We start from the raw sequence: 21,783 nt of genomic DNA on the forward strand, positions 1-21,783 counted from the left end.
CCCTGTTTTGAGCGGCTTGCGAATGTCGGGATCAGACTGGCATGAAGGCGCCAAGATCGTCGGGGAGCTGCGCTGCTCCGGTTCGATCGAACTTGGCCAGACTCGCGCATCGCAGCGGCGAGGCCGACAGGAAGTTCCAATTGAACAAGGCGCGGCGGCGCACATGCCCCTGGGCAAGGTCATTGAGCAGATCAGGAAATTCGATCACGTCAGGCATCGGCGCCGTCGCAAACAGGGACGTTTCCGCGCACCACTCGCCAGGTGAGGATGAGGTGCTGCCGAAATCCGGCCTGGCAAGGGATACGAGACCGTAAACGCTCGAGGGTGCGGCGAATACCGGAGTGTCGACCAGGAGTACTTCGACCCGCAGTGGAACGACGTTCTCGCCGTCGGGCGGCGCGACGCTCAAGACAAGCCGGTCGCCTGGGGACAGCGCGGCCGGATCGCTGGCCCTATATTCTTTGCTATCCTCCGCCTCGCGCAGTGAAGCGATGGTGAAGGCGGCAGCCGTGTTCGAGGCGAGCTTGGTCGGGTATGCGACCCCCTCGATCCGCAACAGTCGCGGCTGCGGCTCCCGATCAAGGCCCGGGATCGACTTCGGCTGAACCGTAATGAAGATCTTCAGATCGGCATGATTGTTGTCATCGAACACGGTCCGGTCGCCGAGCTTTTCGATGATCACGCCGGCGGCCAGGTAGATCGTGGAGCCGAGATCGTATTCCATCCGGTCCGTCGCCAGCATCCACGTCTTCGTGCTCGTACTTGATCGGATCGAATCGGATTTGGTGGGCGAGCCGAGCTCGCGGTCGTAGGCAGGATCGCCGAACGCGACCGTGCGCAGGGGTAGACTGAGCTGCGGGGCGTCGCCGTTGGCGAGCAACAGCGGCAACGTCACTGTGCGGGCTTCTACGGCTCGAAGGCGGTCCTCGTCGCCGCCACCGGCAACGAGCGTCAGCTCCTGCAGCTCATCACCTCGCATTGGCCAAGTTGCAGACGCATCTTCTGGCGACAGCCTGAAGGATAGTCGCACCGCCGTATCCGGTGCGGCTTCACGCAACGCGGTCTGTGCGGCAATGATCTGGTCGTCTGCGAGCTTAAGGACGAACTCGCCCGCATTGCGCTGGTCGGGAAGGATCCGCGCAAACGGGAAGCTGCGAGTTCCCACCACGAGATCGATGCGTGTGCCGACGTCGCCTGCCTGGACCTTCTGTCTGAACCCGCGCTGCGCCAATACGTCGGCGATGTTACTCTCCTTCGGCGCGCTTGCCGAGAATCCGAGCGTCCCGTCAAAGCTTGGGCCGATTTCAGCGTCGGCCTGCGCGACGACCAGGGCCAAGCCGTACAGCTCGTCGTGCTTGGCATAGCGCAACATTGCCATCGGGCCGCGTGTCGCGAGAAACGTCGTCAGCTCGCCGCTCTCGACGAAGTTCTGCGCAGCGAAGGTCCGGCGCCGCCCGTCGATTGCTTCGCCCGTCAGCGGCAGCGACGACGACCTCGGATTGCGGGTATTCTGCACGATGGACGGGCCGCGATGGGCCGGGCGGCCGAAACGCGCGAAGCCCTCGTCGAACGCAGCATCGGCCCCCGGAACAATCAGGCCGAGATGATCAATTCCGACGACACCGGCCCTTCCGCCCGTCGTGATCATCTCGATGCCGCCCGGAAGATATGCCGAGAGTTGCAAGGCGCCATCACCGCCCGGATCGATCGCATCTCTGACCGCCTGCCGGCGCGGCGCACGCGTGCGCGGCGGAAGCAATGACAAGGCGAGATCGGGTGGCGCCAGCGTCGGGTCGTTTCGTTGGTCGCGTCGGCGGAAGAGCGTCTTGCGGCCAAATGCGAGATAGATCGGATCCTCTTTGCCGTTCGTGGCCTGACGCGCGACTGCGAAGGCGCGCGCCCGGCCGCTCCACGCCCTCTCCTTGTCCTGGATCGGCTGCTCGGCTCCAAGGTTGATCGATGGATCGCGAACGATCGCTTCGCGCGCTTGCGGCCAGCCTAGTGAAGGAGACGTAGCAAGCCACTGGGTGCGACTGCGCAGCGCGGCTGCCGCGGACGTGGTCGCGCTGATCGGAACTACGCGCATCCTCGCATTCGCCAACGGCGGGCTGTTTTCGTCGACGCCGGCATCGTCGGCCGTCACAATGGCAAGCGGCGCCGGCGTCCTTGAATAGGCGTGAACCATCACACGATCGACGTCGCCAGCCTGCGCCGCCGATAGGTCGAGATCGGCCGCCGGAACGGACATCTGAAACAACGGCCCCCGCCCGATCACGACGAGTTGCCGCTTCGATGAGACAGGCCGCTGCAGCGCAGGTCCCTGCCCGACACGCAGGCCAATGCCGAGACTAACATGGCCGGGTCCGCCCAGAACCGTGGTCGCCTGAAGCACCTGGTTGGGATTCTCTAAAAGGCGCTTGGCGACCCAATCGATGGCGACGGCGGCGCGCCAAAACACGGGACGATCGTAGCGATCGGCGGGAGCATGCGGATTGCCCGGTATGCTGGCCGGCATATCTTCCCCATCCGTCGAAAAAACCTGGTCCGCCACGATGAACGGCATGGGAGCGGTTCCGACCCTTTCTGCAAGCATCGCAGCAATCTCGATTACCGAGCGGCCGGCAGCGGGGAAGATTTCGCCGGCTGCGGCGATATAAGTCCTTCCGGGATCAGCGTCCTGCGCCGAGACCCGGCAGGAGATCGTAGCTTGGGCCTGCGGTCGCTGGGCAATGTTCAACGCGCCAACCGATCCGTCGACGACGATCCACGGAAGTGGCAGCGCGACGCCCTCTCCGGAGGGTGCCGACACGTCCACCAACGTTGCCCCCGTCATAACCAGCGCCGACGCGGCGGTGGGATCGAGGTCCGCGAGCGTGGCCTGAATGGCCCGCGTCGGGAATCCGGCGCGCGCCATTCCCCGCCGCACGATGCCGGCCGCCGCAATGTTGTTCTTCAGTTTCGCCTCGTTCCGATACCGCGGCGCGAACGTATAGGAGGACTCGTCGACGTCGTAACCGGGCAAAGGCCTGTCAGCATCGCGCCGCGCCTGAACGACCAACTGGCGCAAGTCGAAGAACGCCACCTCGTCGAGGCTTTGAAATTGCCATTTCGTTGCGCCATTCTCGGAGAACGAGTGCACGCTTGCCACGCGTAGGCGCCATGCGTGGCGGAGAAACAACGCAGATGCGCCATCGCGGCTGTCACGTCCAAGGATTGACGCCGGCAGGTCTGCGTCGGTGAGACTGACATTGACCTTGTGCGTCCACGACCTGATCTCCGGAGCGATCTTGAAGGTCCAGATCAGGGGACGTGCCGTCGCAGGCTCCTCGCGCTTTAGCCCCACAGGCCAGCCGATCGTGCTCTGGCGATCCATCCGCGGCAGGCTTATGCGCGTACGGGCCTCGCAAACCAACTTCTTCAGCGCGGCATCCCACTTCAGCAGCATCGTCTGGCGCAGCGAACCTGCGGATACGTCACCGGTCTCGAAGACGGTCAGACCAGCGGCGAGCGGACATGCAAAGCCCTGGTTGGACGTCACCGAGACGCGCTCCTCCTCTCGCGCCGCGACGGCAAGCGCCACCGTGCCGGTGACCGGCACCTTTGCGCCTGTGCTGCTGCGCAACGTCAGCCCCCGCAGCACGTTGATCGCCGCGCATTGCCATGTCGCCTCGTTCAGCGAAATCAGGCCGCGGTCGTGGTCGACCGCAACGCGCCGATCGGCTGCCAGATCGGTGTCGAACCAGCGATGCGGCCGCGGCGCTGTCGCGAGAGAGATCGCGAGCGCCAACAACACCGGTCCTGCCTTGGCACGAGCATCCGCCTCGACGGGCGCGAGGCGGATGTCGGCTCCAATGTCGATGACGGGTTCGCCTCCGGCAAATCCCAGGATGATTTGATCGACGGTGAGCGCGTTCGGCTGCGCCTCATTCCGGAACGCCCAGGTCACGGGAAAAGTGGGCGAGGCGCCCGGCGCGAAGTGACCATCGCGCAACTCGTAGTTCTGTCCGAACAGCCGTACTCTCAGATTGACATCCGAGCACGTCGGCGCCCCTGCCGAGACGCCGAGCACGAAATCGAGTTCCACCGACTGTCGCGCCGTGCCATCCTGCGCGAGGAGCGCGCGGCCAGTGAGGCCGATCCGGACCGGCTTCTGCTCCACCAGGATTCGTGGACCATCCAGATCGATCGTCACGCGCTCGATCCCGGCAAGGCCATTCTCGTCGAACCTGAGCGCCACGAGGTTGCCGCTGGAATAGGGCGCATCGTCGTCGAACGGCATATCGCCGTCGCCGCCGATCGTGTCGAGTTCGACGCTGCCAAGAACCTTGAGCGTCTTGAGCGAGACCGGCCCGTTGGATCCAGAGATCGTCAGTTCGAGCAGGCGAAGCGGGCGCAGGCGGAAAGGACCAAGCGGTACCGTGAAGCGCGGCCTCGGCGCCGTCATCTCGAACAGCCGCCATTCGGCGACCGCGCCGGCAAGATTGGTCCGGATGAACATCCGCCCGTCGGCGCCGATGCGCCCCTCCGGATCATGGCCGGCTTCCGACAGGTCCGCGCTGAACTTCGCCTCTAGAGGCGACATCAGCATCGGCAGATCGCGCGCCTCGAGCGACCATCCGGAATTTCCGGGACATTGCGCGCGGAAGCTTGCCAGCGCTCGCGCGGCCCCGCCAGTCCCCTCGAGCGTCACCTCGCGCCACAAAAGATCGCCCTTGCGGACCGCGGACTTGGCGAGGCCGAGGCCGCGCATGTCGACCAGCGCCCCGCCGACATCGCGCATTTTCGCGGCCATTGCGACCACTTCGACGTCATGCGAGGCGTCATCGGGCGCGATCTGGCCGGCGTGTATTGCGAAGTTCTGGGTCAATCCGGCCAATGCGGCGCTACCGAAATACGCCGTGCCACCGAGCGTGAAGAGGCCGAGGGGAAGATTGCCGGTAGCGTGTCCGCGCACGTCGAAGCCGAACGCAGTCGTCCATGTGTAGGGCTCGACAAGGCCGGTGATCTTGACACTGCCCGTCGCGCCGGACCAGGGCGTGAGGCGATCCAGCACGGTGCGCGTTCGCGCCAGCTTGTCGGCCTGTTCTTTCCAAGCGGCCTCGAGCGCCTGCGGATCGACCGCGGTCACAGGGCGCGCCGGCGCCTGATCCGCCTTCTCGTCGGTCGGCTGATGCGCGATCGCTGGATCTGGCCCCGCCTCCGCGACGATAGCCGGCGTATCCGAGACGGCGAAACGCTTCAGCGTCACGTCGGCGAACAGCTCACCAAGCACGGGCAGATCAAAACGCAGCGAAGCGGATATCGATCCAAAGACGTCGTTGCCGGTCTGGCTTGGCCCGAGCTCGATTCCAGGCAGAGTCAGCGGCACCAGCGGCACCCCGGGCGCCCATTTTTTTGGCTCCTCGGTCGTAAGCTCGCCATCAAGCGGTTCCTCCAGAGCGGGCCGCGGCCAGCCGTGCATGTTCGAACCGAGACCCGACGTGGCGAGACGCGGCAAAAAGGAACCCGCCTGCCGATCGAGATGGATGTCATACTGCGGCTTGTTGGCGTGATCCAAATCGATTTGGACCGGAACGAGATCTCGGGTTCTGGAGACCCTGTGCGCAGCGCTGCCGAGTTGCGTCATCGACATCGCCGAGACCAAAGCGAGTTCGGGATGCGCCAGCCATGCCACGAACATCGCCGCCGCGCCCTTTGCGATTGGCTTGCCGTCGTCGTCGAACAATGTCCCGTTGGCGTCGCCCGTGAGCCCCGCGATGCGCAGAGCTGGCTCGCCCGTACCGAGCGGATCGACGACGACGTTCCAGCCGTTGGCCAATTGCTGGCCGAGCTTTATCGCCATCGCGCTGCTCGCCGCCGGTCCGTTGGCGAGCGACGGCAGAACCTCACCATTGACGGGAATTGTCTCGGCCACCCGCAGCGGTCCGGTCACTGTCCCCTGGCAATCGGAAACGGCGATCGAAATGGCGAGTGCGGCCCGGTTGAGCGTTGCCGTTACGCTGACGTGGGCCGCGGAGGTGATGTCGACCAGCGTAGATCCGCTCGCGTTGCGCACGTGGATGAAGCCGGACATCGCTTCGCGGCGTGGCGTCGGAACCAAAGGCTTCGCCGGCTCGGCTGGCCACGGCAGCGGAGCCTGCAGCAGACCGCGCTGAAGCGGAATGAACGCATAGATCGGATCGACCGATTCCGCCTCGCGCAGCGTGCCTGCGACGTAGCGCGTGCGAAGCCGCTCGCGAACGGCATCGGTTTCGGCGACCGCGCCGAATGCCTGAAGGTCCGAGGTCGTCGACGTCGGCTGGGGCGCGATGCCGAGACCCTTCAAGGTCGTGTCCTTTGCCCCGCTCTGCCAGTCGATATCGCAACGGGTGACGTTCGCACCCGGCGGAGATCCGCTGTCGATCACGAGCCTTACGGAATTGCCGTCCGGATGACGGGTGAGCCTCGTGCGATATGGCATCACGACGGCCGCGCCGCGCTGGAGGCTGCGTGGCGGAACGCCGGTCAACAATGTCGCGCCGACATCATCACGCCTGATGAGCATCACGCTCGAATCGGCCTTCAGCTTTCCATGGGTATCCAGCGTGACTGGCCATTCGATCGGAGGAACTCCGGATGCAATGTCGATGGCCAGCGGCGCGTTGGCGGCGGAAAGCGCCGTCAGATAGGCCGCAAACGAGCGGCTGAAATTCCCGTGCCGATCCTCCAGCAAACGCAGACGAAAGAGGGTTCCCGGAGGGGTCTTGGTCTCGTCCGCTGCGGGATAGAGCAGCACGGTAACCTCATGCGGCGGGTCGTCCGGTTTGGCCGCGCCACCGACGATCCCCCGGAATGGATCGAGTATCTTCAATTCGAACATGATGCCGTCGGGCACCAATTTCGCCTCCGCGCGGACCCTCGAAGAGATGTCGATCGAAATCCCTGGCCCAAAAATCTGCTCGGGCCTGTTGGCGATCCAGCCGAGGGGACGCATGCCGAACAGCGCGCACAGATTGCGCTCGCCCGGCGCCAGCGCCAGCGAGACCTCGCCAGCGACAAGGCGCATGTCGGGCGCCTCGATCTGCTCTGTCTGCTTATCGGGCCAGGCGCCGTCGTCCAGCGGACGAATTCGGGCGGCGACGGGGTCGGTTTTAAACTTCTCGGTCGCGCCGAGAACATTCACCACGCCCAAACCGTGCCCGCCGTCTCGTTCGAGCGACAGGGTGGCATCGAATAGCCCAGGCTCGTGGAACGGCACATCGAAATGTCCGGACCAGGCCAGCCTGCTGCGCGCGGCCGCCATGGTCTGCAAACGCAGCGAAAAATGCCTGACCAATCCATCGCCCTGCAGGACGCTCTCCGGGACCAGTGATAGGTCGAAGTCGCCGCTCCACAGGCTGGGCTGCCCCTCGACGGCGGGACCATGGAGGCGGATCACACGCAAGCCCTTGTTGCCGCTCATGACTTCCTCGCCAAGATCTGATGCACGGGATCGGCAAAGCCATGGAACGCCGTCCACTGCAATTCGCGGTCGGGACCGAAGAGCTGCTCGCGAGCACGCGCCTCGATTTCGACGCGGAGCCTTTCGATGGCGCGCCGCAACGCCGGCTTCGCCGCTGCCAGATCGTCGCATGCGCTTCGTATCGCGGCGAGGTCCGTCTGGCTCGGTGGCTCGTGCAATACGAGTCCGGCCGCTTTTTGGTGTGGCTCCCCGCCATCACCGACGCTGCTTCGGAGGGCCTGCACTTCGGTCGCAATCGACGGGTCCGCGCTCAAGCGGTGCGGCAAGGTCAGTCGAACATCGGCCATTCCGCGGTCGGCCAGGGAGGCGAGCGCGGAAAGAGCATCGCCTACGCCTTTGCGCAGCGGTCCGTTTGCTCCGCTCTTTGACTCGAGAGCATCGATCAGGTCGGCGAGCGCGCCCGCGTCCGGATCTCCCGTTCCCGTCCATTCATGAGCGTCGATGCCTGTCTCGATCAGGACGGAAACAGCGTTCGGCAGTTCGAGACCGGCGAGCGCCAGCGCCGCCTCGGCCATCTCTGCGGGGCTGTCGTAGGCCGGCAGAGCGAACGACAGAGCCTCGTAATGGGTGCTTGCGCTCGGCTGCGCTTCGATCGCTGCGCGCGCGCCTATATCGAGACGGCGCAATGCCTTCCGGTAGGTACGACCGGCGCCATCCTGGCCAAGCACGCTGCGATCGCTGCGTGATGCGCCCTCGGTATCGACCGGGGCCGGCGGCGGTGTCCGCTTCGTTTCATCGAGCTTGATGCTCAGGAACGACGCGGCCGGCAGCAAGCCCCCGCCGGGGCACGGCAGGCCATAGGGCATGGCCGGAATTGAAGAGGCGTATTCGTTCGAATGGGGCTCGAGCGCGCGCCAGTCGTTCAGCGAGGCGACGTTGCGGAACCGCTGCAGATCGGCCGCAATCGTTTGCGCCTCGGGCGAGCCCGTATAGGTCAAGTAGAAGTCGGCCGCGGCGCCAATCGCGCTTCTGAAGGGGGCCCAGTCGATCTGTCCCGGGGGCGGCACGTCATCCGGCCGCCTGATCCTGAGGTCGGCGGACGTCATCGGCGCGAGCGGTTTCCAGGCGGCCCATTTGGGCGCCGGAATTTCCAGCTCCTTGAGGCCATCGTAGTCACCGGGTGACAGTAGACCGGTCCGCGGCTTTACAGGCGCGAGTGGCTGTCGCACGATTTCAAGCTTCAGGGTCCAGCCCTTCGCGGTTGGATCGAGCTCAACTTTGCTCGTTTCCACCTGGAAGCGCGTGCCCTTGGACCTTGCTGCGTAGGACGGATCGGCTGCCTGATCGACGAGTTGGGGCATAAGCTCGATCTCGGTCGCAACACTCCCGGGCGCGGAGGGAATCGATCCAGGGCCTTGACCGGAAATTGCGCGCGCAAGCTCGAGCGCGAAGCTAACGTCGTAGTCCGGAAGCTTGAACAGCTTGGGAGGATCGCCGTTGCCGAACCAATCGCGCCTGTCCTCGGAGAACATCCCGTCGAGATAGCGCACCAGGGGGATGAGAAGTTCGATCGTTCTGGCGTCGTTCACCGACCATGCCGGCTGGTCGAGCGGAAGTGGCGCTGCGGGTCCCCACGGAAACGCGAGTGTGTAGCGCGATTGGGTCACTGGCGCGGCGACCGGGGACGACACCACGACGCCCGCGGCCGCATAGGCGACTGCCTGCAGGCTGATGGCATGCGGGGTCTGTCGAATGCGCAGCGCCGTCAATCCCCGCCAGCCGTCGCCGATGCGTTCGGCGAGCGAGAACCGCTTCTGGCTCTCGCCGACGGCCGCGTCCTTGCTGAAGGAATCTGCTGCGAAGCTCAGCGCCGGCACGCTCCCGATCATGCCGTCGCCAAATCCTTCCTCGAGGTCGACGCCATCGCGCACGAACATTGTTCCCCAGTCGGCCGACGCGAATCGGCGCAGGAAGCCCACCCCGACATGCGCAAAGGACAGCCGATCGGCGACGTCGAAATTTGCCTCGCTGAGGATCTCCTCGGGATGACGCGACAGTACGATCTCCTGAACCGCGCCAAGCTTCCTGATCGGAGCGAGGCCGCCCGATCCGACTTCGTCGGGGTTGGCCCATGAATCGAGCCGTCCTGTGAAAAGGATGACAGGCGGGTCGATGGGATGGGTGCGCGGCACCACGATATCAAGCGAGCGCGCAGAAAATGCCGGATCGGTCCCGGCAACGTCGGTGAGCACAGGTTGGCGGCCAAAAGCCTTGGTCACGCCTTCTGCCGGCTGTGCCAGCGCCGCGTCGAGATTCTCATAGCGCCCGAACGGACGCACGACGTAGCGTTGCCGCAACGCGTAGCGGTCCTCGAACAGCAGCGTGATCTCCATCTGTCCATCCGGCGTGGGTGCCACGCGCCAGGGATCGACGCGCAGCAGGGACGTCAGCGAGAACGGCGTCGCATCGGGGCGGGCCGGACGAGCCGGACCATGTGCGAGGAAGCGCCGCGAAAGCGTCGCGACCCGCTCGGCAAAATTGATCTCAAGTTGCGCGTTCGCCGCCGACGGCAGTCCTTTGGGCCAGCCATCGGCGAATTGCGGCTTGGCCGCGGCAACAAGGGCATTGTAGTGGCGCACCGCCGGCGGGTGCGGCGGATATTGGACTTGATCCGGTGCCGGCGGATTGTCCTGCGGGTCACGTTTCGCTTCGATATCCTCGAGCGAAGTTCCAAAGATGAGCGCCTTTACGCAACCGGCGGAAAGCGGATCGAACGCGCCGAACGGCTCGCGCTCCTGCTTCAAGACGTCGTTTTTCATGGCGCACGGCTGGTCGATCGCGACGACCGTGTCGTCACGCGCGGCGACGTTGGCCGCCGTGGGGTCGGCCTCTGGCTCTATCACCTCGATGCAGCTTCGCAGCAACGCTTCCAGACCAACCGGCGCGACGCCATCCGGCCAAAGGGCAACGACACGCACAAAGGCCGCTGACTTGCCGCGCTGCTTGAGTGCCAGCTTCGCGCCAGCGGGCTTGTCGCGGGAGAGCAGGTAGCGGGCGACGTAGTCGTTCTTCCGTGCGAGCGCGGTGGGACGCGAGGCGGCGAGCCCAGTGGTTAGGTCGATCACCTCGATGAGTACGCTGGGCGATCTGGCCATGACCGCCGCCGGCGCGTCGAGGCGATCGAGGTCGATCGAGATGGTGGCACCGTCGACATCTGCGATACGGAAATATCGCACCGCCAGCACATCGTCTGGAGCGCCCGTCATGATCTCCGGCACCGGACGCAGCGCGACCTGAACCAGCGAGAGCGCTTCGTCTTCCAGCATCGTGCTGGTTTCGGGTGCTTTCGACCGCGTGTTGCCGTCGAAGGATTCGAGCCAGATCAGGCCGTCAGGTCGTGACAGCACGTCAACGAAGGGGACACCGAGCACGAGCCCCTCATAGCGTGGCAGGATCGCCTCCAATGCCTTCTTAAGCTTGGTGAGCGTCTCTCTCGGCGAGCAGTAGTCAGCACGCTCCATGTCGAACAGCTTGAAGCCCGTGGCGAGGCCGAAGGTGCGTAGCACGGCCCAGCCATAGGGATCGCGTGGCTCCGGCCGTTCATCGAGGAAGGCGCCGATCGTCTTCGCCTTGGTCTGCGGCGGAGCATCGATCACTGGCGTGAAGCGGCGATGAGGAACCTCTCCCGGGGCGTCGCCCGCCCATCGCATCCAGTCGATCACGTCTGCGATGACAGGGTGAACGGCAGGCAGCAGATCGAGCGGGATAAAGACTGTGTCCTGCACCCGGTTCTGCCTCGAGCTGGTAATTTTGAGCTTGACCGACTTGAGCGGGTCGGGCGTGCCGTCCGCCACAGGGTCCGCCGCGCGAGCCGAGCGGATTCGCTCGTCCACGTCCGAGCAACCGGCCCGATCGAACACCAGCGCATGTAACGCCTGGCGCAACCTTGACCGCGACTTGTCTCCATCTTGCAGTGTGATCGTGCCCGCGAAGCCGTCGTCGCCGATCAGCTTCAGCGCAGGTAATCCGTCGGGCGGAGCGATTTCGAAGTGGAACGCGGTCGGTGTGCCCTTGGCGAACAGCGGACTGAGATCGGCTTCCTCGAAATCGAGGCCCAGCGAACGACGGATGCCCCATTCCGGCCAGGCCAGCAGGCTCTCGGCGGGAGAGAACCACGGCCGCAGACCATCCGCGGACTTTCTCGGCCCATGCTGATCGCCGGTCGGAAACGTCATCCGCGCTGTCAGGCTGGGATAGTACGACTCGATTGCGCCGAAGTCGTCGATCTGCGCGGGATCGATCGCCCGCATGCGCGCCGGCAACGCTTGGACGCGAGCCACGCGACGCGCCTCCGCCGCAGAACGGTCGGCGGTAAGAAGCGAGGTACGATCGATCGAAAACACGTCGAAGCCGCCGACAAAGCCCGGCCGATCCGATGCCTGGGTCAGACCGGCATTGCCTGTTCCCCTGGACGGCCGCGCGTTCCAGATCAGCCGCGCGCCGACCCGACGCTTCCGGTCGCGCAACAACTCGGCACCGCCACCTGCAGTCAGATCCTGGATCGTGCCGCCGCACGTGGGATGCAGGATCCGCACACGGCCTGCGGCGCCATTAAGGTCGTCGAAATGCAGGGCATCGAACGAAAGGCGGACCGGATGCTCGAAGGTTTCGACCGAGATAAGCGCGGCGGGCGCTTCCTCCGATTGGCCCTGCTTGCCCGCAGCCTTGATCGAGAGCGCCAGATCGGCGACGCACCAGGCCGGGGATTTCTCCCCCTCGACATAGCGGCCGCGAAGAACGCCAATTCGCCTTGCATACGGATCGCGCCCGGCCGCCCCCTTCTGCAACTCCGCCTGCAGGTCGGCGATTTTCTTATCGCGTAGCTGGAACCAGGCACGGCCTCCGCCCGGATCGCGATCCAGGATTTCGATCGGGTGGGAGCCGGCCGATAGAGCCTTGAGCGATCCCTTCAACGTAACCACGAAGTCCTGGTCGTCGGTGAACTTTTCTGCAAAGCTCGACGGTTGCGGGCGCTGCATGCCTTCGGTCACCGAATCCGCGCCATAGAGCCCGCCAGAGATTCCGCGTTCGCGGCGCAGCCTGAGCGTGTAGGTCGCCTCGGACATGGCCGGCTGCGGATCGACGATCGACAGCAACACCGATGGATTGATTGAGCTCTGGCCCAGCGCGGGCATGGCCGGGTATGTGAAGACAAATTGGGCGGAGGTGAGCGGCTTGGTCTGCGCTGCCGGCCTTCCGATCTCGAGGGTAAGTATTCGGGTGGCGCCTGCGGTCCCGGCGAGATCGACCGGCACGACCGTATAGGTGAGGACGACCTTGTCGGCGGCGAAGGATTTCTTCCAATCTTCGGCCGGATTATCACCCGAGCCGAGCAATGCGCGTCGGCTGGCTTCCGGCATGTCGTCCAGCCGGTCTGTGTACTGCGCGGCCGGTCGGATCGGGGTCCATGCGTCACCGACCAAATGCAGCGGCGCGGCCGCCTTCACCGTCACGGGCCTGGCGGGGAAATTGGCAAGGACACCGCCATCCGCAACAATTGTGCGCGCGACGCGATAGTGCACCAGATGAAATTCCGGGTCATCGTAGACGCCGCGCGATCGCGCATGCCAGGGCTCGAGGTCCCAGTCGAGGCGAATGGCGTCGGTCTCGGCGGCGACCTTGGCTCCGGCGAGTGCGGGCGCCTTGTTGGCGAAGAAACGTCCGGGCGGATTTAAAAGATAGGCGACACCGGCCACGCCGGGGGCATCCATTGATCTTACCGTGAATTTCGATCGACCTGGGAGGAATCCCGTCTCGGGGGCCGGCTGCGTTTCGGGCTCGAAGAGTTCACCGATGTCCGTCCGCGACACGAAGAAAGTGAGGCCGAAATCGCGCGCGTCGACCACCGGCGTGCCCGCCGGCGACGCTTCTGCCGGCATGGGCGCGGTCGGAATGCCATTGACGATGACGATGCGGGCGGCAAGCTCGGCGACGCTGTCATTGACCGCGGCGATGAGGCTCGATCGCCTCTGTTCGGCCGCGATCATCTTCTGCACGAGGACGGATGCGCTGGCCAGCTTTTCGGCGGCCTTGCGCAACTCGGCGTTGGCTTTGTCCGTGTCCTGCGGCAACCGCTGCTTATCGGCGTTGGTCCGCATTTGCGACTTGAGCTGCCGGAGATTTCCAAGGCTGTCTTCGATGAAGCACTGAGCCACAATATCCGCGAGGGACGCTTTCTTGGTCGGATCGTCTCCCTGCACAACGACCCTGGCGTAGTCCGCTCTGATGTTGGTCGGCCCGGCCGCTAGCGGGGCGGCCGCCTCTGGCATCAGGTGCCACAGCGTGGCCCGGGTCGATTCGAGCATGAACTCGTAGACCGTGCGATCGGGGGCATAGAACTCGCTGTCTCCAAAATAGGTTGCGCCGTCGCCGTCCGAGAGCGCCGGCAAGCCTTGCGAGGCGTGGTGTGTCCGATCGCGGGGGATCAGAGTCATCACGTAACCATCGGCGAGTGGCGCAGGACGGATCATCGCCCAAAAGCGCGACTGTCCGATCTCGACCAGGCCCGAATCGTCCTGCGGACCGTCATTGAGCGTATCGTGTGCCCGCATCGCATCTTGCGATGCCTGATCCGCATCCACAGCCGCCTGTTGCGGTGCCTGGACCAGAGGTGGTGGTGGCGGCGTCAAACCGGACGCCGGGTCCGGCACCGAAGATGCAAGACCGAGTGACAGGAATCGATCGACGCGGCTGCGTGCGTCCTGCAGCATACCCTCGTTGAAACCAAATCCGATGCCGAGCCCAAGCGACCGGCCGAACGCCGAGACCGACAGGTGCGCGGCCCCCCGTCCCGCGAGCCCCCGCGGCGAGGCCGCGAGCTCCAGCGCCACCGTCAGGCAGAAGGATGCACTGAATCCAACCTCAAGATGGATGTGGAAAGGGCCCGACCCAAGATCGAGCCAGACCCGAACGCTGACGCGCAACGTGATACTGAAGGCGAGCGAGCCGTAGAAGAGTGTTTCATCGAGCCGCTTCAACGAAATATAGCTGATGAACTTCGCATCGATCGCAAAGTCCGCTCGCGCATAGACCGAAGCGCCGAGCGACCCGCCGCCGACCGAGCCGCCGAACTGGGCAAAGCCGGAGGCGCGGAACGCCACGCCCTGCAGCACGGCGCCGTCCTCGATGCGCAGGATCATGCCGCCACGGCAATCGACCCCGAAATTCCCGCTGTCGTCTTTCAGCGCAAAACCGAGTTCGTAGGGCCAGCCGAACTCCTGATGGAATAAGCCCGGCCGGATGAACAGCGTCGAGGACCAGTCCGCGGCCTGCAGCATCATCTTCAAGGCCGGATGCAGCGGCGGCGTGTCGCCGATGACGCCGTCGCGCGAGGCGACGAGCCGCGCCAGGAATTCCTGGCGCGGGACCGAGACGTACATGTAGCCGCGCAGGCTCGGATGATCGCGCAACGGGGCCGTGGAGATGCTGTGATCCCAGGTCCAGTAATTCACCGCAATCCATGCGCGCGCCGTCATCAGGAGAGTGAGGTCGGAACGCAGCGCTACCGTGGCGTCGAACAACACGGGATTCGGCAGCTTCTCTTCCCGTTCATCGAGTTTTCCGCTCTTCGATAGCGACGACATCGAGAACATCGCGCGCATGGCCAGGGTCACGCGATCGCCGTCGGGCTCCGGCTGCCAGGCGCGGACGTTCGCGAGTTCGCCCTGATATCGGCTGACGCTGTCGAGAACCTTGACCAGCGCCTTGGGATCGGTGACCTGGTCGGCCTGCGCGAGCGCGGCGAGCGTATAGCGGAAGCCGAAGCCGAAGCCCGCTTCGCGCAGGTAGAGCGAGCCGATCGGGGTCGGGATCGTCACACTAAGGCGATTGAGCTGTCCGTAGAGGAAGAAGGCATGGCGCAAATCGCCGCCCGCCCTCTCCATCTCGAGAAAACCCATTGCGGCGGACAGCGGTGCCCAACCCGTGATGTTCAGGCGGCCGGAAGCCAGAAAGCCGCGTGTGGTGACGTCGGATGGCAGTATGTCCGGCTTGTAGAGCGACGGCATCTGGCCGTCGACAGTGATCGCCGTCCCCTCGACCGAGCCGACACCGCCGAGCCCCAGCGCCACCGTCAGCCCGTCGAAACGAACCTGCGGCAGCGGCTCGTGGTTCTTCGGCGGTGCAATCCAGAGCTGGTGGAAATCGATCGTCGTGCTGATGGCATCGCCCGCTTCGATGAAGCTGACCTGGCCCGAGATCGAGAGCGCCGGCTTGCCGCTGAACAGATCGCTGGACGGATGAAAGCCGATGCCGCGCAATTCGAAGTCAAACAGTTCGAAGAACTTGATTCGCCGCGGTGGCGTGACCGCCACCTGGAACGACATCCGACGTAGCAACATCCGCGAATCGCCGGCCAGCGGCGCCTTGTCCAGGGTGATCGTCAGGTCCGGCAGATATTTCAGCAGACCCGACGAAAACTCGCCGCTTCCCGGCGTGAACCGCGCCGTCCCGGTCAGCAGGAAGAAGAAGTGAGTGCCGTCGGGTCCGAAATCGTGGAACGAGAGACCGAGCTTGCTGATCGAAAACGTGAAGCGGGTCGTCTTGCAAATCAGTGGACTGCCGGCGTTTTCGAGTTCCGCATCGGCCGCCTGAACCGCGAGCCTGCCCGAACGGTCGCGCCCCATCGCGATGGATATCTTGGCGTTGGCTTCACCGACCAGCGCCGGCGGCAGTTGCCCCGCGCCGTCGATGCAGAAGCTCTGCACCTCGCCGCGCTTGATCGATAGCTGTCCCTTGGAGAAGCGAAACGGCATATCGACGCCGGCGATCTGAACCGGCTCGTCTGCATTGACAGTGGCGTCGAGATCAATCCCCTCGCGCGTGATCGCGAATTGGTCGACTTTGAACAAAATGCCCCGGCCCCGCGACGCGACGCGGGTATAGGAGAGTTCCGCGATGACGTCCGGCGCGAGCGCCAGACGTGCATCGCCGCCGGAGAAGTCGAGCAGGAATTGCGGAAATTTGGTGCCTGAGGGAACCTTCGACGACCTGATCTGGAGTTGCAGGCCAAGAAGATCACGAGGCGCGTCTGTGCCTTCGATCGCAACGGTACGGCCGCCCTCGATGCGGGATTCCAGCGTCTCTATGTCGAGGGCGACCTGCAGAGTGGTTTCGATGCCGCTCTTGTCGCCGCCTCCGACGACAATCTGGACATCGATTGGTACCTTCGCGACCCGCCCGTCGATCGTGGCCTTGTTCTGCTCCGGCTTGACTCGGATGAACTGGCCCAATCCCTTGAAGATGGAATCGTCGCCGGCTGACTCCCTGGCGGGCGCGGACAGGAATGGCAACAGGCGGGCGACCTTTTCCGTGTTGAGAGAGACATTGAGCGCGCCGGCAAGTTTGATGCTCGCAAAGCGCGGACGGCCTTTCAGCAGCAGCATCCTGTACGTCCTGCCGCTCACGACTTCGGTTTCATCCAGCGGACCGTCGACCACAAGTTCCTGGAAGAACCGCGGCCTTTCTCCGGCGACCGCGACCAGCGCGATGGGATTGGGGTTCTTGACCTCGACGGCGAGTAGCGGCCGCTTGTCCTTATCCGTCTGTGCCTTGTCGGCCTTGTCGCGTACGGCCTCGGTGCCCGACGTTCGATTGAGCCAAAGATCGGTCGACAGCATTGCCGTATCCGTCGTTGGCGTCACGACGAGCGCGACCAAGGTGCGCGGCTCCGATAGATCGACGACCAACGAGGGGCGTGCATCGCCGGGAAGCGTCAGGGTGAAGCCGGCGAAAACGAGGTCTTTCCTGGCCGCAGTGGCCGCCCCGTCGCGGTGCAGCGGCGTGATGACGATCTGCCGCAGCGCCAGGCTGTCCGCGTCGAGCCGGACTTCGACAACGACATGGCTGACCGCCTCGCTGGCCGCATGGCGAACAGCTTCCAGCATCCGCCCGACGGCCTCGAGCGCGGCCTCGACGAGGCCGAACAGCGCATGGGCCGCGCCGCCGGCTTGGCTGGCAAGCCATCGCACGCAGGACAGCACGAACGCGCCGAGATGCTCGAGCAGCGGCGCCGGGTTCGGCATCGATGGAAAGTCCGGCCCATCTGGCGCGTCCGGCAATTTGATCATCGAGGTAAGACGCAGAATACCCGCGATGACCTCCTTGCCCGCCCGCGCGATCAGCGCCAAAGGATAAGGGGTGAGTATCTCGAGCCGAGTCAGTTTGCCATGCTCGCCGCCTCGGGTGCTCAGGTCCACCTCGTAGGTGGCGGCCAGCGCAATCGTCAACGAGGGATCGGCTTTCGACTTCAGCTCAATGCGCGGAAAGTCCACCACGTTCTTGGCGGAGAGTTCGCCTGTGCCGGCGGCAAGATCGAAGCTCGCTGCCGCGCCTGCGCCGATCGTTATCGTCGCGGCCGCGATTCGGGTCGTGAACGGCAGGAAGGCCGCGTCGATATCACGCGCTGAGATCGTCACCTTCGGCGACGAGAGCTTTGGCGTCCGCAGGATACCCGTGAACGAGATGGCTCCGCCGGCCGGGACACTGATCCCGCCCCCGGTGAAGCCAAGGATCTCGACGTTGTTATTCGCGTCGTCCTTGCAAATGAGGCGGCCGTCGACTGCTGTCGTCGTACCGATCGTCAGCTTGCCCTGGGCGACGTCGATGGACATCTGCGGATCGTTCAGGATCTCGACGTCCAAGGGAACGTGGAGATCGAGCCGCAGGAAACGCAGCCATTCTGCCTTCAGCGTGGGCAGCGCGATCGTTCCGAAGCGCCACTTGGGCAGGGTGAAGTGAGGCAGCTTCAATCGCAACGGCGGAAGGCGTGGCAACCGCGGCAGTTCGAGACCGAAATCGCAGTGAAACTCCGCGAGAGCGAGGTCGAGGACAATTTCGGCGTGGAACGAAACGTCCACGTTCAGGGCCCCAGCCTGGGCTTGCGCATCCGCGTCGAGCACGACATTCAATGCGACCGTGCGTGGCAAGGGCGGATCGTCGAAGCTGTCGGTCGGCAGCAGATGCGACAGGTCCAGCGAGCCTCTCGCGGTGAGCGCGGCGGCGCCGGCGATTCCGGTAATCCCAAAGATATCGCCGGAGACGTCAAGGGTCGCGTCGATCTGTCGCGCTGCTGATAAGGCCGCGCGCAGCCCTTCGAGCAGGCGCGCCTTTTCTTCCTTTAGGGCCGCGCTCGCCGCCGCACGCATTTCGTCCGCGATCTGTTGCGCTTCGGCCCTCAGCGCCGCAGCGCTCTTTAGTGACCGATTGTCGCCCTCGCCTGAAAAAAGTTGCTCAGCAAGAGCGAGCTTGACGCTCTGCGCAAACGTCAGATCTAGCGACTTGTCGGGTGAGGCCTTTGCATGCAGCGCTGTGGCGGCGAAGAGACCGTCCGTCGCCTGTCCGGCGGTCAACCAGAGGCGCAAATTGGCATCGTTGAAAACAATTAGGTCAACCAAGGCGGCGCGCCCGAAAAGAACCTAAAAAACACTTGACGGCTAGTTTAAGACCTATCAACTTCCAGTAATCTTCATTGCAAGTCAACAACCGCGTTCTTTTTTTTCATCCGTCGCCGTCGACGGCGGCAGAATTGATGATCTGCATCGGTGCAACACCGATGCGAGTTTTGCATGGGGGTCGATATGCCTCTCAGTCCGGAAATCCTCGCGATCGATTGGGCCGAAACCGGGGATCTTGTGGCCGAAGACGGAGCGCCGATGCTGGCGCGCCTCCAGGCCGCAGTGGCACGGATTGCGGACCGTACGCCCGTTGACGAGCGCGCTGCGGCTTTTCCGTCGCGGTTCGTTCCGGGAATTGTGTCGGCGGACCGTGAGGCTTTCGATCAAATGCGGACCGCGGCGGAGGCCGGCAGCAACGGCCAATACAATGGCCGCGATCTTCCGGGCATCGTCATGCTGCTGGAGTTGAACGCGGCCGGACGCCCGGTTATCCCGCCCGGCGGCTTTTCCGAATGGCAACGCAGGATCATCGACAATACGCCGCAAGCGCCGGTCTTCACCCAACGCAACGACGGTGGCGGGCGCAAATTCGGACTGTATGAACGGACGAGCGAGCCTGCTGCGGGTGAAGTGCGATTCATCTCCGACGTGACGGGCAACGGCCGCACGCCGGTCCTGCGCAAGCCCAACCTGCTTGGCGCACCTTTCCTCGTGCTCTATCTGGCCATTCTGCTGTTCACCTACGTGGTGGGCACGGTGATGTGGACCGGGCGATCCGCGGCCGAGGCTCATGCCCTGCTGCGCGGGCAAATTACGAGGGGCAGCGACAAGTTTGCGGCGGATCTAAAGAAATCGAAAATATGCGATGCCAATGCGGCCAACGCAGCCGCATGCCAGAAGTTCGACGGATGGTCTCAAGATATCCGGACGAACAAATGCGCCCCAACCACGCTGCCGGCGGCGGGAGCGCCGATCCAGCCACTGGAGAAAGAATGCGTGATCGCATGGCGGCTTGCGCTGCTCGCCGCGGATTCGGCTGGTGGAACGGTCGATCGGGTCCTCTCCTCCATATTCGGGGGGCACGTCCGTGGCATGGCGAATTCCACCGGAGAGCTGTCGCTCGGTCTGCAAATGGCCGGCATGATGCTCGCGATCACGTTGCTGGTGATGGCCGCGGGTCTCGGATTGAAGAGCCACGTCCTGGGTTTGTGGATCAATGCACAGAACAGGATGTCGCTCGCTCGCGCACAGGTGAGCGTATGGACTCTCGTTATCCTCGGCGGCTACGGTATCCTCTCACTGTTCAACGTGGCCTTTCTTGGTGTCGGCGACAAGGATCTTTTCCCGACCATGAACCAGACGCTGTTTCTTGCCCTCGGCATCTCCTTCGTCTCGCCGATGGCCTCGAAACTGATATTGAAGGCCAAGGAAGGCGACACCCAGTTGAGCCTCGCCGACGGCGGCGTGCGCCGGGAAGGAGACGTTCAACGCTTCACTGGTGGCATGATCTCGCCTAGTCCGCTTATCAAAAATCCTTCGCCGGCCTACGCCACCGTGATGGATTTCTTCACAGGCGAAGAAGCTGGGAACGCGAACGAGATCGATATCTCCAGGGTGCAAAATCTGATCATCACAGTAATCCTGGTTGTCGCCTATGCCGGCTTGCTGTTCGCGCGCGTCCGGAACATTCCGGGCGCGTCCGTCGTGTCGGCACTGAACACCGGCACTCCGCTGTTTGCTGCGATGCCGGACGTGAGCGAGTCCTTCACGGCCCTGCTCGGTCTCAGCCATGCCACCTATCTGGTTGCGAAGGCATCGCAGAAGCCGCCGAAGGGCGACCAATGACGCGGACCAGGCCTGGCCGCGAGGGTCTCATGGCTTGAGGAGAGGTGTAGGCGTCCTCGGCTTGAACGCCTCCTCAGGCGTCGCCTTCCAGTCCGCGGCACGGCCATACCGGCGAAACAGCCGAACAACGCCGATGAACTCATATTTGCGTACGTAATTCCAGAGCGCCGCCCGGCTCGCGTCGTCGAAATGATCAAGGGTCGAATCGTCCGGAAGCGGCCGCTCGGCCATCAGCTTGAGCCAATAGGAAAACAGATCACCAAATTCGGCTCGATCAATCACCCCCGCGGCGATCAGCGCCTCGACCCGTTCCAGATAGACGAGGAGCGCGTCGACGATATCTCGAATTCTAATCTCGAACGGTCCGAATTTGTCTTCCGTTGATTGCGCATCCGATCCTTTCTCGCGCTTGCGATGATAATCGAGAGCCTGCGCGAATTGCTGCCGATTCACGTTGACTTGGGTTTTGCTACCGGAATAGCTGTCGATCACCTCAATTGAGACATCTCCATAGTCAAGCAGTTTTAACGCAAGCGCGACGTCCCCATCGCTGCGCAGGGTAGCCATTTCGTCCGCGGCCTTGATCGCGCGCTCGCGCATGCGCTGGCGTTCGGCGCTCAAGCTGTTGATGCGATACTGGTAGAGCGAAAATCCAAGTGCGGCAGCCGGCACCAATGTCAGCAATACTCCAAGACCTGTGTCAGTCACGGCGATCTCCTCGGCCAAAGTCTGCAACCCTGCGTCATGGCGTAAGTCGGTTACCGTGCCGGTAAGCATGATGCCCACGCGGCATTTCTCTTTGTTCGTTGTTGAGAGAGCCTGACTCGTCGAATAGTTCGAGGAGGCGCTAATCCTGGAACAACACCTCAGTCATGAGTGTGCGGACATAGAGGAATTCAAATCCATCGGTCTCGTAGTAGCGATCAGGTTGGCGATCCGTAGGTGCCCTTCGTCAACCAAACGGTCGCCTTACCGGATGCGAACGCTAGGAGGCAGGCCAAATCTACTCCCGGCCATTTTCTTCATCCGCGTTCCGCGTCCTCG

At 64.0% G+C, this 21,783-nt stretch carries 4 protein-coding genes; 1 reads left to right on the forward strand and 3 read right to left on the reverse strand.

Annotation, left to right across the window (positions count from 1 at the left end; genetic code table 11):
- Positions 1–31: 31 nt before the first annotated feature.
- Both ACVILL_RS05405 and ACVILL_RS05410 read right to left on the reverse strand, forming a co-directional pair.
- Complete coding sequence (locus tag ACVILL_RS05405) at positions 32–7,441, reverse strand: hypothetical protein (RefSeq protein ID WP_456728149.1); 7,410 nt, start codon at positions 7,439–7,441, stop codon at positions 32–34.
- Positions 7,438–18,894 (reverse strand): hypothetical protein, encoded by an 11,457-nt coding sequence (locus tag ACVILL_RS05410; RefSeq protein WP_456728150.1) that lies wholly within the window; start codon positions 18,892–18,894, stop codon positions 7,438–7,440. The genes ACVILL_RS05405 and ACVILL_RS05410 overlap by 4 nt, the downstream gene beginning before the upstream one ends.
- A gap of 171 nt (positions 18,895–19,065) precedes the next feature.
- Here ACVILL_RS05410 and ACVILL_RS05415 point away from each other — a divergent pair, with 171 nt between their 5' ends.
- Positions 19,066–20,739: a hypothetical protein gene (locus ACVILL_RS05415; RefSeq protein WP_456728151.1), complete on the forward strand. Its 1,674-nt coding sequence runs from the start codon at positions 19,066–19,068 to the stop codon at positions 20,737–20,739.
- A gap of 27 nt (positions 20,740–20,766) precedes the next feature.
- On the opposite strand, the gene ACVILL_RS05420 is transcribed toward ACVILL_RS05415, so the two are convergent.
- Positions 20,767–21,525 (reverse strand): hypothetical protein, encoded by a 759-nt coding sequence (locus ACVILL_RS05420; protein WP_456728152.1) that lies wholly within the window; start codon positions 21,523–21,525, stop codon positions 20,767–20,769.
- Between the last annotated feature and the right edge of the window lie 258 nt (positions 21,526–21,783).

The organism is Bradyrhizobium sp. USDA 3364 (genome assembly GCF_054056355.1).

What these genes read in the sequence shown, in the direction of transcription:
- ACVILL_RS05405 (WP_456728149.1), bottom strand. Translation starts at nt 7,441, where the DNA reads ATGAGCGGCAACAAGGGCTTGCGTGTGATCCGCCTCCATGGTCCCGCC.
- ACVILL_RS05415 (WP_456728151.1), top strand. Translation starts at nt 19,066, where the DNA reads ATGGGGGTCGATATGCCTCTCAGTCCGGAAATCCTCGCGATCGATTGG.